13 protein-coding genes are annotated in these 15043 nt (G+C 67.8%); 6 read left to right on the top strand and 7 right to left on the bottom strand.

Annotated features, from left to right (window positions below; genetic code table 11):
• Positions 1-48: 48 nt before the first annotated feature.
• Positions 49-960, bottom strand: a complete 912-nt coding sequence (locus ACSQ89_RS18105) for a LysR family transcriptional regulator (RefSeq protein WP_093108226.1) — start codon at positions 958-960, stop codon at positions 49-51.
• 90 nt (positions 961-1050) lie between these two features.
• Here ACSQ89_RS18105 and ACSQ89_RS18100 point away from each other — a divergent pair, with 90 nt between their 5' ends.
• From ACSQ89_RS18100 to ACSQ89_RS18085, 4 genes are read left to right on the top strand one after another with little or no spacing between them, the layout of a single operon-like run.
• Positions 1051-2430, top strand: a complete 1380-nt coding sequence (locus ACSQ89_RS18100; protein WP_093108224.1) for an acyclic terpene utilization AtuA family protein — start codon at positions 1051-1053, stop codon at positions 2428-2430.
• Positions 2427-2792 carry an AtuA-related protein gene (locus ACSQ89_RS18095; RefSeq protein WP_436294499.1) on the top strand — a complete coding sequence of 122 codons (366 nt, stop codon included), beginning with the start codon at positions 2427-2429 and terminating at the stop codon, positions 2790-2792. Before ACSQ89_RS18100 ends, ACSQ89_RS18095 begins: the two co-directional genes overlap by 4 nt.
• Positions 2793-2832: 40 nt before the next feature.
• Positions 2833-3798, top strand: a complete 966-nt coding sequence (locus tag ACSQ89_RS18090; protein WP_093108220.1) for a Bug family tripartite tricarboxylate transporter substrate binding protein — start codon at positions 2833-2835, stop codon at positions 3796-3798.
• Positions 3799-3834: 36 nt separating this feature from the next.
• Positions 3835-6003, top strand: a complete 2169-nt coding sequence (locus ACSQ89_RS18085) for an alpha/beta hydrolase domain-containing protein (protein WP_436296321.1) — start codon at positions 3835-3837, stop codon at positions 6001-6003.
• Positions 6004-6021: 18 nt separating this feature from the next.
• Here ACSQ89_RS18085 and ACSQ89_RS18080 read toward each other — a convergent pair whose 3' ends face one another.
• A complete protein-coding gene (locus ACSQ89_RS18080) occupies positions 6022-7377 on the bottom strand; it encodes an aspartate aminotransferase family protein (RefSeq protein WP_093108218.1) in 1356 nt (451 codons plus the stop codon).
• A gap of 91 nt (positions 7378-7468) precedes the next feature.
• Between ACSQ89_RS18080 and ACSQ89_RS18075 the strand changes: the two genes are divergently transcribed.
• Entirely contained in the window at positions 7469-8419 is a 951-nt protein-coding gene (locus ACSQ89_RS18075; RefSeq protein WP_436294497.1) for a LysR family transcriptional regulator, read from the top strand.
• Here the strand turns inward: ACSQ89_RS18075 and ACSQ89_RS18070 are convergent.
• From ACSQ89_RS18070 to ACSQ89_RS18055, 4 genes are read right to left on the bottom strand one after another with little or no spacing between them, the layout of a single operon-like run.
• Positions 8416-9714, bottom strand: a complete 1299-nt coding sequence (locus ACSQ89_RS18070; RefSeq protein ID WP_436294496.1) for an NAD(P)/FAD-dependent oxidoreductase — start codon at positions 9712-9714, stop codon at positions 8416-8418. The genes ACSQ89_RS18075 and ACSQ89_RS18070 overlap by 4 nt on opposite strands.
• Positions 9711-10466, bottom strand: coding sequence for an amino acid ABC transporter ATP-binding protein (locus tag ACSQ89_RS18065; protein WP_436294495.1), 756 nt, complete (start codon positions 10464-10466; stop codon positions 9711-9713). Before ACSQ89_RS18065 ends, ACSQ89_RS18070 begins: the two co-directional genes overlap by 4 nt.
• Positions 10463-11128, bottom strand: a complete 666-nt coding sequence (gene ehuD / locus ACSQ89_RS18060) for an ectoine/hydroxyectoine ABC transporter permease subunit EhuD (protein WP_436296320.1) — start codon at positions 11126-11128, stop codon at positions 10463-10465. Before ehuD ends, ACSQ89_RS18065 begins: the two co-directional genes overlap by 4 nt.
• Positions 11128-11895 carry an ABC transporter substrate-binding protein gene (locus tag ACSQ89_RS18055; RefSeq protein ID WP_093108208.1) on the bottom strand — a complete coding sequence of 256 codons (768 nt, stop codon included), beginning with the start codon at positions 11893-11895 and terminating at the stop codon, positions 11128-11130. Before ACSQ89_RS18055 ends, ehuD begins: the two co-directional genes overlap by 1 nt.
• A gap of 178 nt (positions 11896-12073) precedes the next feature.
• Here ACSQ89_RS18055 and ACSQ89_RS18050 point away from each other — a divergent pair, with 178 nt between their 5' ends.
• Positions 12074-12877, top strand: a complete 804-nt coding sequence (locus ACSQ89_RS18050; RefSeq protein ID WP_436294494.1) for an IclR family transcriptional regulator — start codon at positions 12074-12076, stop codon at positions 12875-12877.
• 17 nt (positions 12878-12894) lie between these two features.
• On the opposite strand, the gene ACSQ89_RS18045 is transcribed toward ACSQ89_RS18050, so the two are convergent.
• Positions 12895-15003, bottom strand: coding sequence for a TonB-dependent siderophore receptor (locus tag ACSQ89_RS18045; RefSeq protein ID WP_436294579.1), 2109 nt, complete (start codon positions 15001-15003; stop codon positions 12895-12897).
• Positions 15004-15043: the final 40 nt, after the last annotated feature.

Genomic DNA, 15043 nt, shown 5'->3' with positions numbered 1-15043 from the left:
CCTTCTGCCTGGCATTTGCGTAGGCCGTTGTAGAAAGAGATCGCCTTGCTAGACCGACAGCGACCCCAGTCGCGCCACCACCATGTCGTGCAGCGCCCGTGCAGCCGCGGACAAGCTGCCCTCGCGGCGTTGCACGAGGTAAATCCGGCGCGTGAGCTGGGGCATCGGAAGCGGCCGGGTGGCGATCGTCTCGCGCCGGAACTGGTAGAGCGTGAGCGTCGGGACGACGCTGATGCCGAGCCCGGCCTCGACCATGCCCATCACGGTGGCGAGCTGCTCGACCTCGAGTACGGTGTTCATGGCCAGCGGATGCAGCGCGGCTTCGAGCGCCTGCCGCACGCTGCTGTTGCGCGTCATGTGGATGAAGGGCCAGGGCGCCAGCTTGCGCAGCGTGAGCCGCGGCTCGGAAGCCAGCGGGTGGTCGGCTCGGCACACGAGGTGAAAGCGATCGGTGCACAGCACGCGCATGCGCAGCTCGGCCGCATCCGCGACGCGCGTGCTGCCCGACGCCAGCGCGAAATCGGCCTGGCCGCCGCGCACCAGGTCGATACAGGCATCGGACAGCTGATCGCTCAATGCGAGCTCGATTCCCGGCCAGGTCTGGCGGAACTCCGCGAACAGCGCCGGCAGCCAGCCGGCCGCGAGCGAGGGCAGCGCCGCGACATGCACGCGCCCCTTGCGCCGCTCCACGTGGTCGCCCAGGTCGGCGAGCGCACGGCCCATGTCGGCGAGCAGGCGGCGCGCAGAAGGTTCGAACAGCCGGCCCTCGGGCGTGAGCTGCACGCTGCGCGTGTTGCGGTCGAACAGGCGCGTGCCCACCGATTCCTCGAGCGCGCGGACCAAGGTGCTGAAGGCCGGCTGGGAGAGATGGCAGGCCTCTGCAGCCCGCGTGAAGTGGCGCAGATCGGCCAGCGCGAGAAAGGCGCGCAGCTGGCGGGTGGAAAGGTCTGGGGATGCCATTGATTCGAATGGTGAATGAATCCATCCAAACTTTCGATTGTACGGATGAGGCCCTAAAACCTACATTCACCGCATGACGAGATCGGAGACATGAGCAACTTGCCCGCTTCCCCCTTGCTGGTCGGCTGTGCGGCCGGCTTTTCGGGCGACCGCACCGATGCCGCCGGACCGGTGGTGGACACACTGATCGCGCGCATGCAGCACGGCCCCTCGGAGCAGCGCGCTTTCCTGATCTTCGAAACCCTGGCCGAGCGGACGCTCGCGCTGGCGCAGCTGCGCCGGCGCGCCGATCCCGAAGCGGGCTACGAGCCGCTGCTCGACGCGATGCTGCGTCCGGTGCTCGCACGCTGCCTGGCGCACGGCATCCGCATCGTCAGCAACTTCGGTGCTGCGAACCCGCGCGCCGCCGCCCGCCACATCGCCCGCATGGCGCGCGAGCTCGGCGTCGACGCGCCGCGCATTGCGGTGGTGGAAGGCGACGATCTGTCGGCGCCCGCGCAGCGCGCGCTGCTGCGCGAACAGCTGGGTACCGAGATGGACCGGATGCGCCTGGTCAGCGCCAACGCCTACATCGGCGCCGAGCCGATCGCCGCCGCGCTCGATGCCGGCGCGCAGATCGTGGTGTGCGGGCGCGTTGCCGATCCGTCGCTGACGGTGGGGCCGGCCATGTCGCACTTCGGCTGGCGTTCCGACGACTGGGACCGGCTCGCACGCGCCACCATGGCCGGCCATCTGCTCGAATGCGGCGCGCAGGTCTGCGGCGGCTACTTTGCCGATCCGGGCTACAAGGAGGTGCCGGGCCTGGAGGCGATCGGTTTTCCGATCGCCGAGATCGACGCAGACGGCCTCTGCATCATCGGCAAGGCCGATGCCACGGGCGGGCTGCTCAGCGAGGCCACGGTCAAGGAGCAGCTGCTGTACGAGGTGCACGACCCGGCTGCCTACCTGACGCCCGACGTGGTGGCCGACATCGGCGACGCCGAGGTCAGCGCCGCCGGGCCCGAGCGCGTCGCGCTCTCCGGCGTGCGCGGCCATGCGCGGCCCGCCGACTACAAGGTCAACGTCTGCTACGAAGGCGGTTGGCTGGCCGAAGGCGAGATCTCCTACGCCGGCGCGCGTGCCGAGGCGCGGGCACGGCTGGCCGCCGACATCCTGCGCAAGCGGCTCGCGAGCCTCGCGCTGCGGGTCGACCTGATCGGCGCGATCAGCATCTTCGCGGACGACGCCGGCCGCATGCTGGACGCGATGCCCGAGAGCGGCGCGCGCGACGTGCGGCTGCGCGTGGCCGCGACGCACGAGGAGCGCGGCGAGGCCGAGCGGCTCACGCGCGAGGTGATGGCGCTCTACACCTGCGGCCCGGCCGGCGGCGGCGGCGTGCGCACGGCGCTCACGCCGCGGCTCAACACGCGCTCCTGCCTGTTGCCGCGGGAGCAGGTCCCGGTGCGCTTCGAGATCGTGGAGGCGGCATGACACAGGTGCACAAGGTCGCGCTCTTCCGCGCCGCCCACGGCCGCACCGGCGACAAGGGCAACCGCTCCAACATCAGCGTGATCGCCTGGCATCCGGAGTTCTATCCCTTGCTGGTGGCACAGCTCACGCCCGAGGCCGTGGCCGCGCAGTTCGGCCACCGGCAACCGAGCCGCGTGCAGCGCTTCCTGCTGCCGAAGCTGCACGCGATGAACTTCGTGCTCGACGATGTGCTGGACGGCGGCGTCAACGATGCGCTGAACCTCGATGCGCACGGCAAGGCGCTGTCCTTCCTGTTGCTGGACATGTCCATCGAGGTGCCTGCCTCGCTGGCGCATCTGCTGATCGGCCCGGCCGATGCCTGATCTTTCGCTTCGCTTATTCATTCATCCAGGAGACATCACCATGATTCGCATTCGACCCCTCGCGCTGGCCTTCGCCGCGCTGCTGGGCGCCGGCGCCGCAGCGGCGCAGACCTACCCCGACAAGCCCATCAGCTTCGTCGTGCCTTTTGCCGCAGGCAGCGCGACCGACCAGATCGCGCGTGCGCTCGGCAATGGCGTGACGGCGGAAACCAAGCAACCGGTGGTGATCGACAACAAGGCCGGCGCCAGCGGCTTCATCGCCTCGCAGCAGGTTGCGAAAGCGCCGCCCGACGGCTACACGGTGCTGATCACCACCAACACCACGCACGCCGCCAACGAGCACCTGTTCAAGAAGCTGCCCTACGACCCGGTGAAGGACTTCAGCCCGATCGCCGCTTTGGGCAAGGGCGGCCAGATCATGGTGGTGAATCCGAACTCGCCGGCCAAGACGGTGGCCGAGTTCGTCGCGCTCGCGAAGAAGGAGCCCGGCAAGCTGAGCTTCGGCAGCGGCAGCTCCTCGAGCCGCATGGCCGGCGAACTGCTGCAGCAGTTGGCCGGCATCAAGCTGCTGCATGTGCCCTACAAGAGCAACCCGCTCGCGGTGACCGACCTCTTGGGCGGCCAGATCGACATGATGATCACCGACACCGCGACCGGCCTGCCGCAGGTCAAGGCCGGCAAGCTGCGCGCGCTCGGCGTCTCGGGCGCCCAGCGCTCGCCGCTGGCACCGGAGGTGCCGACCATCGCGGAGTCCGGCGTCAAGGGCTACGAGATGGGCTACTGGTTCGCGGCCTATGCGCCCGCGAAGACGCCGCCGGCGGTGGTCAAGCGGCTCAACGAACTGCTGGTCAAGGCGGCGAAGAGCGAGGCTGCGAAGACCGCGTTCTACGAGCCGAGCGGTACCGAAGTGTTCACCACCTCGCCCGAGGAGCTCGCGAAGTTCCAGCACGGCGAATCGCAGAAGTGGGGGCGCATCGTCAAGGCGGCGGGCATCGAGGCCGAGTAAGCGTCGCTGTCCGAAGAGGCAGCCGAGGAGACAAAAATGCAGATGAGAATCTATGGACGCTGCCGCGTCCTGTGCGCAGCCGCGCTTGCGGCACTGATGACGCTGGCCTGCGGTGGCGGCGGCGGTGGTGGTGGCGGCATCGTTGCGCCCCCTGCGTCCGCACCCGCGGCGGCGCAGATGAAGCTGACGATCAGCGCCACCACCGACATGCCGGGCAGCTTCGGCAGCGTCGGCGCCTACGAACAGCTGACCGGCACGATCAGCGGCGAAGTCGATCCGAAGGACCCGAAGAATGCCGTGATCCAGGACCTCGATCTCGCGCCGGTCAATGCGCGCGGCATGGTCGAGTACAGCGCCGATTTCGTGATGCTCAAGCCGAAGGACATGAGCAAGGCCAGCGGCGTGCTGCGCTACGACGCGCCGAACCGCGGCAACATCCTGACGATGCCGAATCTCGCGGCGAATCCCAGCGATGCGGTGTTCTTCGAGCGCGGCTACGTGTGGATGTTCTCGGCCTGGCAAGGCGACGTTCCGAAGAGCTCACCGCAGCGCTTGACGGTCACGGTGCCGGTCGCGAAGAACAAGGACGGTTCGTCGATCACGGGGCCGTACGCCACCGAGCTGCTGACCTCGGCCGCCGCGCCTTCGCTCAGCCTGCCGGGCGGCGTCTTCAACGGCACGATGATTCCGTATGCGCCCGCGAGCCTCGACAACACGCAGCCCGGCTATCTGCTGACGCGCCGCGTGAACGAGACCGACCCGCGCATTGCGATCCCCGCCGCGGACTGGAAGTTCGCGAGCTGCAACGCCACGGACAACCCGTTGCCGGGCACGGCGGATCCCGCGCGCATCTGTCTGAAGGGCGGCTTTCAGCCGAACACGCTTTACGAGCTCCAGTACGTCGCGAAGGATCCCAAGGTGATGGGTGTCGGCCTCGCGGCGCTGCGCGACACGATCGCCTTCTTCAGGAGCCAGCAAGCCGATTCGGCCGGCACCCCGAATCCGATCGCCGGCAAGATCCGCCATGCGATCGGGCAGGGCACCTCGCAATCGGGCAATGCGATGAAGACCTTCCTGCACCTGGGTTTCAATCAGCGGCTCGACGGCGGGCAGGTCTTCGAGGGCATCTACGCCCATGTTGCGGCGCGCCAGACCAACATCAACACGCGTTTCGCGGTGCCGGGCGGCGGCGGAGGCTTGCGCACCGATCACCGTGCCTTCGGCCAGACCGCGCCGCGCGGACTGGCGGCCGACTACGCCGACGCGATCTCGGGCCGCACGGGCGGCGTGATGAAGCGCTGCACCGAGACCGCCACCTGTCCGAAATTCTTCCTCGGCCTGTCGGGCACGGAGTTCTGGCAATTGCAAGGCTCGCCGGTGTTGACCGATGCCCTGGGTGCCTCGGACCTCGTCCAACCAGCGAATGCGCGCATCTACTACTACGCGAGCACGCAGCACGGCAGCGGCACGGGAAGCCTGGCGACCGGAATCAATTTCAGTCCGACCTCGGCGGTGTATCCGATCGGGTCGATGACGGACCATGCCGATACCTTCCGCGCCTTGTTCGTCGACTTGGAGGATTGGGTCGTCAAGAATCTCGCCCCGCCCGCGAGCCAGGTGCCGAAGCTCGCCGACGGCACGCTGGTGCGGCCCGACCAGCTGGTGTTCCCGACCATCGCGGGCGCCACCTGGCCGCTCGCGGGCGGCGGCGCGCCGACGGCGATTCCGGCCTTCAACTATCTGGCGCGCTACAACGGCTTTCCGCTGCTCGACTACGGCCCGCAGTACAGGCCGCAGGACGAGTCCGGCATCCCGACGGTGGTTCCACCCTCATACATGGGCAAGGACTACGCGATCCTGGTACCGCAGGTCGATCCGGGCACCGGCCTCACCAAGGCCGGCATCCGCAACGTCGACGTGCAGGCGCCGCTGGGCACCAGCCTCGAGTTCAACTACGTGGCCACGCCGGGCATCGTCGATCTGGTGAACCTGTCGGGCAGCTTCATCCCCTTCCACAAGACCGAAGCGGCGCGCATCGCGGCCGGCGACACGCGGCCATCGATCGAATCGCTCTATGGCAACCAGGCCGGCTTCGTGACCGCGGTGACCGGCGCGGCCAACAGCCTGGTGGCCCAGCGCTTCCTGTTGCAGCGCGACGCGGACCGGAGAATCGCGCGGGCTCAAAGCACCGTGGTGCTGCCTTGAGCGAAGCGCGCGGCCGGATCAGGCGGTCTCCGCGAGCGCGTCGCCCAGTGCATTGACGAGGCGGTCGATCTCGGCCTTCTCGGCGATGAAGGGCGGCGCGAGCTGGATGGTGTCGCCGCCGTAGCGCACGTAGAAGCCCTTCTTCCAGCAGTTCATCGCGATCTCGTAGGGGCGGCGTGCCGGCTCGCCGGGCAGGGGGGCGATCGTGAGGCCGGCAGCCAGCCCGAAGTTGCGGATGTCGGCCACGTGCTTGCTGCCCTTGAGGCTGTGCACGGCGTTCTCGAAATGCGGCGCCAGCGCCTTCGCGCGGCCGGGCATGTCTTCCTTCTGCAGCACGTCGAGCGCGGCGATGCCGGCGGCGCAGGCGACCGGATGCGCCGAGTAGGTGTAGCCGTGCGGGAACTCGAGCATGTAGTCGGGGCCACCGGCCGCCATGAAGGTGTCGTAGATCTCCTTGCTCGCAATCACTGCGCCCAGTGGCTGTGCGCCGTTGGTGACCTGCTTGGCCACGTTCATGATGTCCGGCACCACGCCGAAGGCATCCGCGCCGGTGAGCGCGCCGCAGCGGCCGAAGCCGGTGATGACCTCGTCGAAGATCAAGAGGATGTTGTGGGCGGTGCAGATCTCGCGCAGCCGCTGCAGGTAGCCGCGCGGCGGGATCACCACGCCGGCCGAGCCCGCGAAGGGCTCGACGATCACGGCCGCGATGTTCGATGCATCGTGCAGCGCGATCAGATCGAGCAGGCGCTCGGCCAGTTCGGCGCCGTGTTCGGGCATGCCGCGCGAGAAGGCGTTGGATGCGAGCTGCGTGTGCGGCAGATGATCCGCCTCCACGCCCTGGCCGAAGAGCTTGCGGTTGGCACCGATGCCGCCGACCGAGATGCCGCCGAAGTTGACGCCGTGGTAGCCCTTCTCGCGGCCGATCAGCCGCGTCTTGCCGGCGAGGCCCTTGGTGCGCCAGTAGGCGCGCGCCATCTTGAGCGAGGTGTCCGCGGCCTCGGAACCCGAGCCGGTGAAGAACACGTAGTCGAGCCCGGCGGGCGTGAGTTCCTTGAGCTTGTTGGCGAGTTCGAAGGAGAGCGGGTGGCCATGCTGGAAGGCCGGCGCGTAGTCGAGCTTGGCGATCTGGCGGCTCACGGCCTCGGTGATCTCGGGGCGGCCGTGGCCCAGGCCCGAACACCACAGGCCCGAGAGGCCGTCGAAGATCTTGCGGCCGTCGCCGTCGGTGAAATAGGCGCCCTTGGCCTCCACGATCATGCGCGGGTCGGCCTTGAAGTTGCGGTTGCCGGTATAGGGCATCCAGTGCGCGTCGAGCCAGGCGGCGTCGGTGCGCAGGGCAGGGTTCGATTCGAGGGCGGTCGATGCGGTGCTCATGGGCGCTTCCGGAGGTGATGGGAATGCGTCGATTGTTCGCACGGCCTTCAGTGTGGAGAATGGCGCAATATCAATCTTCACTTGACGATCCATGCAAGTAAAACCGCCGCGCGAAAGCGTCGCCAGGAATCGCGCCGTGCTCGGCCAGCTGAGCGACATGGACCTGCGCCTGCTCAAGGTGTTCAAGAGCGTGGTCGAGTGTGGCGGCATGGCGGCCGCCGAGCTGGAGCTCAACATCGGCACCTCCACCGTGAGCCGGCATGTGAAGGATCTCGAAACCCGGCTCGGCCTGGTGCTGTGCCGGCGCGGGCGGGCCGGCTTCTCGCTCACCGCCGAGGGCCAGCGCGTCTACGACGAGACCCTGCGCCTCTTGGCCTCGGTCGACGCCTTCCGCGGCAGCATCGACGACATCCACAGCCGCATGGGCGGGCAACTCGAGGTGGCGCTGTTCGACAAGACGGCGAGCAACCCGCAGGCGCGCATCAGCGAGGCCATCGCCCGCTTCACGCAGCTCGCGCCCGAGGTGAGCCTGAGCGTGCACGTGGGGTCCATCAACGCCATCGAGCAGGGCGTGCTGGAGGGCAAGTTCCAGATCGGAATCATTCCGGCGCACCGTACGTCGAAGAGCCTGGTCTACGCGGATCTGTTCGACGAGACCATGCTGCTGTACTGTGGCGCGGGGCATCCGCTCTTCGACAGCAGCCACGCGAAGCTGAACTGGGCGCGGCTGCGCGAGCATCACTTCGCCGGGCTCGGCTACCACTCGCCCAACATGCAGCTCAGCCATCGCGCGAAGCTCACGCGCAAGGCCACCGGCTTCGACCAGGAGGCGATCGCGACCTTGATTCTCTCGGGGCGCTTTCTCGGCTTCCTGCCCGATCACTATGCGCAGGCCTTCGAGCAGCGCGGCCTCATGAAGGCCGTGCTGCCGGCGCGTTTCAACTACAGCTGCCGCTTCGTCAGCGTGCTGCGGCGCTCGCCCAAGCCTTCGCGCGCGGTGCTGGCCTTCCAGGCCTGCCTCGCGGCGGCGCACGCGCCCTAGGAGAGCCGGTCCAGCAGGCTGTACCAGGCGACGCCTGCCGCCACGTAGAAGCGCTGGAGGCCGTGCAGCGGTATGGCCTGCATCGGCGTCACCGGGTAGGGGAAGCTGCTGCTGTCGCCGGTCAGGCGCGCGGCCAGATGCCGGCCCATGCTGGTCGCCAGCGCAATGCCGCGCCCGCTGTAGCCGAGCGCCATCGTGACGCCCGGCGCCGGCGTGTGCACGTGCGGCATGAAGTCGCGCGTGACCGCGATGCGGCCGGCCCAGCGGTACTCGTAGCGCAGCGGCCCCAGCTGCGGAAAGAGCAGCTCGAGCGAGCGCTCCAGGTGCGCGAAATCCTGCGGCCCGCGCGGATCGGCGAAGTGGCCGCGCCCGCCCATCAGGAGCCGCCCCTGCGCATCCTTGCGGAAGTAGAGCAGCAGGCGCTGCGAGGTCGATGCCGTTTCGCCGCGCGGGAGGATCTTGTCGGCGGCCGCACCTTCGATCGGCTGCGTGGCGACGATGAAGCTGTTCGCGGCCAGGATGGTGCGCGCGAGGCCGGGCCACAGCGCGCCCGTGTAGCCGTTGGTCGCCAGCACCACCTGGTCGGCTGTGACGGTGGCGCCCGTCGACGTGCTCGCATGCCAGAGCGCGCCGCGGCGCTCGAGCCCCGTCACCTGCGTTTCGCCGTGCACCGCCGCGCCCAGACTTTGGGCGGCGCGCACCAGGCCGCGCGTATAGGCCAGCGGCTGGATGCCCCCGGCGCGTCCGTCGAGCCAGCCGCCGGCAAAGGCTTCGGTGCCGAGGCGGGCGGCGACGCCGGCGCGGTCCAGCAGCTCCGTTGCCACGCCGCGCCGTGACCACTGCGCGGCACGGGCGTGCAGGCCGGCCACCTCCCGCTCCGAGTACGCGGCCTGCACCCAGCCGCTGCGCACCGGCTGGCAGTCGATGCCGTGACGTGCGATCAGCTCGAACACGAGGTCGGCCGATCGCGACACGGCGTCGATCAAGGGCTCCGCGCGCTCGACGCCATACAGACGCACCAGGTCGTCGGGATCGTGTTTGAGCGTCGGGTTGACCTGCCCGCCGTTGCGCCCGGAGGCGCCCCAGCCCGGCTCATGGCTTTCGAGCACGCAAACCTGCGCGCCGGCCTCGGCCAAGTGCAGCGCCGTCGACAGGCCGGTGAAGCCGCCGCCGACGACGAGCACGTCGGTCTTGTGCGATTCCGTGAGCCGCGGCGTCGGCGGCGCGGCTGGCGCGGTGGCGGCCCAGAGCGAAGGTGGAAGCTGCTGGCCCGATGCGAACCGGTTGTCCGTCACTGCAAAACCTCCGCGGGTGCGGCCGACGGGTGCAGCACGCGCCGCAGGAAGTCCTGCGTGCGCGGCTGCCGCGGCGCGCCCAGCACCTGCGCCGCCGGGCCTTCCTCGACGATGCTGCCGCTGTGCAGGAAGCAGACGCGGTCCGCCACCTCGCGCGCGAAGCCCATCTCGTGCGTGACCACGATCATCGTCATGCCTTCGCCCGCGAGCGCGCGCATCACGGCGAGCACGTCGCCGACCAGTTCCGGATCGAGCGCCGAGGTGGGCTCGTCGAACAGCATGGCTTCGGGCTTCATCGCCAGCGCGCGGGCGATCGCCACGCGCTGCTGCTGGCCGCCCGAGAGCTGGGCCGGGTAGGCCTGCGCCTTCTCGGCCAGCCCGACCTTGGCCAGGAGTGCCATCGCCTCGTTGCGCGCCTGCGCGGGGTTTTCGCGCAGCACGTAGACCGGGCCTTCCATCACGTTCTGCAGCACCGTGCGGTGCGGGAACAGGTTGAAGCGCTGGAACACCATGCCCATGCGGCTGCGCAATTTGTGGATGTTCTTGCTGCCGCGGTCGACGCGTTCGCCGAAGGCGCGCACCTCTCCGCCTTCGTACGACTCCAGCCCGTTGATGCAGCGAAGCACCGTGGACTTGCCCGAGCCCGAGGGGCCGATCAGGCACACCACTTCGCCGGCATCGACGTGCAGGCTGACGCCCTGCAGCACGCGGTGCTGGCCGAAGCGCTTCTCCAGTTCGGTGACGCGGATCATGCTTTCCTCCCGGCGCCGAGACGGCGCTCCAGCCGGCGAAGGCCGTAGACCAGCGGCAGGCTCATGATCAGGTACAGCAGGGCGACCAGCGTGTAGACCGTCATGTTCTGGAAGGTCGAGGACGCGATCAGCTGGCCGGCGCGCGTCATCTCGGCCACGGTGATGGTGGAGACCAGCGAGGAGTCCTTGAGCATCATGACCAGCGTGTTGCCGTAGGGCGGCAGCGCGATGTGAAAGGCCTGCGGCAGGATCACGCGGCGCATGATCATCGCGGAGCGCATGCCCATGGCCTGCGCGGCCTCGCGCTGGCCCGCGTCGACGGCCTCGATGCCGCCGCGGAAGTTCTCGGCCTGGTAGGCCGAGTAGGCGATGCCCAGCCCGATCACGCCGGCCTGGAAGGCCGTGAGCTGCACGCCGAACTCGGGCAGCACGAAGTAGATGTAGAAGAGCTGCACGATGATCGGCAGGCCGCGGATCAGGTTGATCACCGCCGTTCCCGTCCAGGACAGGGCGCGCACCGGCGACAGTTTCATCAGCGCCAGCGCCAGGCCGAGCACGCTGCTGAGCAGGAAGGAGAGGACGGTCACCTGCACCGTGACGACCGCGCCCTGCAGCAGGATCGGGAGGAAGTCGCGGGCGTGCTGGAGGAAGGACGCGGGCACTAGATGCCCCACTTCTGCACGATCTTCTGCAAGGTGCCGTCAGCCTTGATCGCCGCGATGGCCTTGTTGATCCGGGCCAGCGTCTCGGTGTCGCCCTTGCGCACCACCAGGCACACGTCGCCGACGTTGACCGGCTTGTAGCTGTCCACCAGCTTCACGCCGGTGAAGGTGTTCTGCCGCAGCTGGTAGGCGATGATGGGCTGGTCGCCCAGGCCCGCCTTGATGCGCCCCAGCGCGAGATCGCGCGTCATGTCGGCCACCGAGTCGTAGCTGCGCACCTCCTTGAAGATGCCCTTCTTGGTGAGCATGTCGATGAAGACCGTGCCGACCTGCGCGCCGACCACCTCGCCCTTGAGCTCGTCCAGCGAGGTATAGGCCCGCGTGTCCTCGCTCTTGACGATCAGGCCTTCGCCATAGGAATAGACCGGATCGCTGAAGTCCACCACCTGCTGGCGCGCGGCCGTCTTCAGCATGGCCGCCGAGACGATGTCGATCTTGTTCGAGGTGAGCGAGGGAATGAGCGCCGAGAACACCGTCTGCTGCACGTTGACCCCGAAGCCGCCCGCCTTGCCGACGGCGGTGACGGTGTCCACCATCATCCCCTGGATGGTGTTGGTCTTCACGTCCAGGAAGGTGAAGGGCACGCCGGTGGCCGTGGCGCCCACGTTGTAGGTCGGCGAGGCGCCCTGGGCGCAGGCGAGCGAAACGACACCTGCAGCGAACAGACCCGCGGCAAAGCGATGAAAGCGGCGAACGAAGCGATTCATGTGGACTCCTTGAGGAAGATGCAAATGGGCGGGCCGGAACAGCCCGGCCTTTATGCGATGCAACATGCGTGCCAATATTCGATTCTTGAGAACCTCATATCAATTGATGAAAACCACTAGTCGAATCAATTGAATCGATATTCGATTCTTTCGAGTGAAGTCGCTATACTCTTCTGCGATGGACGCCCCACTGAAATCCGCCCCCGACGACAGCAGCAGCCTGCTTTTCAACCAGTCGCTGGAAAAAGGGCTGGCCGTCCTGCGCGCCTTCAGTGCACGGCGGCGCACCATGACGCTGGCGGAAGTGGCCGCAGCCACGGACATCAACAAGAGCTCGGCGCAGCGCATGGTCTTCACGCTGGAGCGGCTGGGCTATGTGCGCAAGCATCCCCAGACGCGGCGCTACCAGCTCACGCCGCGCGTGATGGAAATAGGCTTCAACTACCTGGCGGCCGATCCGCTGATCGACCTGGCCAACCCCTTCCTGTCGGAGCTGACCAAGGTCACCACGGAAACCTCCAACCTCACGGAGCCGGACGGGCTCGACATGGTCTACGTCGCCCGCTTCGTCAGCGCGCAGTTCGTGCCCGTCCACATGCCGATCGGCAGTCGGATCCCGATGTACTGCACGGCCTCCGGACGCGCCTACCTGAGCGCGCTTCCGGAGAGCGAGGCGCTGGCGCTGATCGAGGACTCGGATCGCGTGGCCCACACGGTCCACACCCGCACCGCGGTCGAGGACATCCTGGAGGCGCTGCGCCAGGCGAGGCTGCAGGGTTTCGCCACCAACAGCGAGGAGCTCTTCCTCGGCGACATGACCGTGGCGGCGCCCGTGCTGGGCAGCAACGGCCGGCCCGTGGCGGCCGTGCATGTGGTGGCGCCCACGAGCCGCTGGACGATGGATGACGCCGTGCGCAAGCTCGGCCCGACGCTGCTGCAATGCGCGCGGTCGCTGACGGGGTCGGTGCGGGGCATCGGCTGAGCGCCCCGCCACTACGCCTAGAAATCCAGCTTGGCGCTCAAGCTGAGGGTGCGCGGGTCACCGGGCTTGATGTAGTTCGCATACTGGTATTCCCAGTAGCGCTTGTTGGTCAGGTTGTTGACCGCCACGCGGAAGGTCGTGTCGTGGCCGCCGATGCGTGTCGCGTAGCTCGCGCCGATGTTCGCGACCGTGTAGCCGGCGAGTTTCAGCTGGTTCGAGGCGTTGAGCATGGTGCCGCCCGTGTACTTCGCGTCTGCCGACAGCTTGAGACCCGGCACCTGCGGCACCGCATAGGACAGCTGCGCCGTCGCCACGAAGTTCGGCGCACCCGCCACGCGGTTGCCGACAAAGTCGCTGCCGCGCTGGTAGGAGGTGTCGAGGAACATCAGGTTGCCGCCGAGCTGCCATTGCGATCCCAGGCGGGTGGAGGCGCCCAGTTCGAGGCCTTGGTAGATGGACTGCCCGTCCTGCACGAGGACGTTCTGGCTGTTCGCGTATTCGGCACCGCGTTCGATGCGGAACAGGGCGGCCGTGGCGCTCCAGCGTTCGCGCTGGGTCTTGATGCCCAGTTCGTACTGCTTGCTCTTGAGCGGATTCAGGAGGTCACGGTAGTTGGCATAGGTGATGCCCACCGAAGCGCCTTGCTCGAGGGATTCGACATAGCTGGTATAGAGCGTCGTGTCCGGCGCCGGCTTGAACATCAGCGCCAGCGTGGGCGTCACCACGCCGCTCTTGGTGTATTGCGAAGACCTGGCGCCGGCGATGCTGTAGCTGTTCTGCTCGTAGTTGGTGCTGCGCAGGCCAAGCAGCGCGGACCACTGGTCCGACAGCTTCACGGTGTCGCTGGCGAAGATCGCGCGCTGCGTGATGTCGCTGTCGCGGTAGATCGAGAAGTCGGTCACGCTGGCATAGCTGTTGGCGTTCTGCGTGTAGAGGTTGCCGGTGCCGATCTGCTGGTAGACGCTGTTGCTGCTGTAGTCGTTGGTCTGCTTCTGCCAGGACGCGCCCAGGGTCAGCTGGTGTTCGATGGCACCCGTGCGCAACACGCCTTGCGCCATCGCCTGCCATTGGTCGAAGCGATGGCCCTCGCTGCTGTCGGAGCGGAAGTCGTTGTAGTTGCCGCTCGGATCCAGCAGGTAGGCGATGCCCTCGTTGCGACTGCGTGTGGCCGTGCTGTGGCTGTAGCTGGTGCTCAGCGTCCAATCGGGTGACAGCTTGTACTGGAGCCCGGTCGAGTAGAGCTTCAGATCGGTGTCGAGGTGCTGTCCGGGCCCCACGAGGCGCTGGTTGTCGCCTCGGATTGCGGTGGGCAGCTGTGCCCCGACATAGCTGCCGGTGAAGATCGACGGGGTCTGGTCCGTGGAGTTTCGCTTCTGGTACAGCGCGTCGAAATTCCAGCTCAGGTCGCGCGTCAGCCTGGCATCGAGCGCCAGCGACACGGAATCGCGGCGGATGCCGCCGTCGTTGAAGGTCTTGCCTTCCTCGTGCGTGGCGTTGAGCCGGTAGCCGAAGCGGTCGTCGGCGCCGAAGCGCCCGCCGAAGTCGACGTGCTCGCTCCACACGCTGTCGGACTTGTAGCCGACCTCGATGCTCCTCACCGGCCGATCGGTCGGCCTCTTGGACACGTAGTTCACGATGCCGCCCGGCGATCCGAAGCCGTACATGAAGCCGGACGAGCCCTTGAGCAATTCGATCTGCTCGAAGTGCTCGTAGGGCAGGGTGATGGCATAGCTGAGGAAGGGCTTGCCGTCGATCCGATAGGCGTTCTGCCAATCCAGCGGCAGGCCCCGGACCGTGATGTAGCTGGCCCAACTGCTGTAGGCGCCGCTGTTGTCGGAGACCGAGGCGTCGAGGGCGAACACGTCGCCCAGCTTCGATACCTGGCGTTCCGCCAGGTCATCGTTCCTGACCACAGTGGTGGAGAAGGGCGTTTCAAGTTGCGTCCGCGCGCCGAGGGCGCCGCTGCTTACCTTCGTATCGAGGTGCTGGGACGTGTCGTCCTGCGACGCGGTCACGGTCACGACCGGCAGCGCTTTTTGTTCGCTCGTGGCCTCTTGCGCCTCGGCGCGGCCGCCCTGGGCGGCGGCCCATAGAACGAGCAGCGTCGCGCCGGTGTGCAGACTCAGCGTCGAGCGCTTGAAAGGGAGTGCAGAGGCAGATTTGGGC

Source organism: Variovorax sp. LjRoot175, from assembly GCF_964253805.1.
Classification (GTDB): Bacteria; Pseudomonadota; Gammaproteobacteria; order Burkholderiales; family Burkholderiaceae_C; genus Variovorax.
Note: the sequence above shows the minus strand (reverse complement) of the source record. Positions and strands in the feature narration are given on the sequence as shown.

What these genes read in the sequence shown, in the direction of transcription:
- ACSQ89_RS18075 (WP_436294497.1), top strand. Translation starts at nt 7,469, where the DNA reads ATGCAAGTAAAACCGCCGCGCGAAAGCGTCGCCAGGAATCGCGCCGTG.
- ACSQ89_RS18105 (WP_093108226.1), bottom strand. Translation starts at nt 960, where the DNA reads ATGGCATCCCCAGACCTTTCCACCCGCCAGCTGCGCGCCTTTCTCGCG.
- ACSQ89_RS18080 (WP_093108218.1), bottom strand. Translation starts at nt 7,377, where the DNA reads ATGAGCACCGCATCGACCGCCCTCGAATCGAACCCTGCCCTGCGCACC.
- ACSQ89_RS18055 (WP_093108208.1), bottom strand. Translation starts at nt 11,895, where the DNA reads ATGAATCGCTTCGTTCGCCGCTTTCATCGCTTTGCCGCGGGTCTGTTC.
- ACSQ89_RS18085 (WP_436296321.1), top strand. Translation starts at nt 3,835, where the DNA reads ATGCAGATGAGAATCTATGGACGCTGCCGCGTCCTGTGCGCAGCCGCG.
- ACSQ89_RS18095 (WP_436294499.1), top strand. Translation starts at nt 2,427, where the DNA reads ATGACACAGGTGCACAAGGTCGCGCTCTTCCGCGCCGCCCACGGCCGC.
- ACSQ89_RS18065 (WP_436294495.1), bottom strand. Translation starts at nt 10,466, where the DNA reads ATGATCCGCGTCACCGAACTGGAGAAGCGCTTCGGCCAGCACCGCGTG.
- ACSQ89_RS18100 (WP_093108224.1), top strand. Translation starts at nt 1,051, where the DNA reads ATGAGCAACTTGCCCGCTTCCCCCTTGCTGGTCGGCTGTGCGGCCGGC.
- ACSQ89_RS18050 (WP_436294494.1), top strand. Translation starts at nt 12,074, where the DNA reads ATGGACGCCCCACTGAAATCCGCCCCCGACGACAGCAGCAGCCTGCTT.
- ACSQ89_RS18090 (WP_093108220.1), top strand. Translation starts at nt 2,833, where the DNA reads ATGATTCGCATTCGACCCCTCGCGCTGGCCTTCGCCGCGCTGCTGGGC.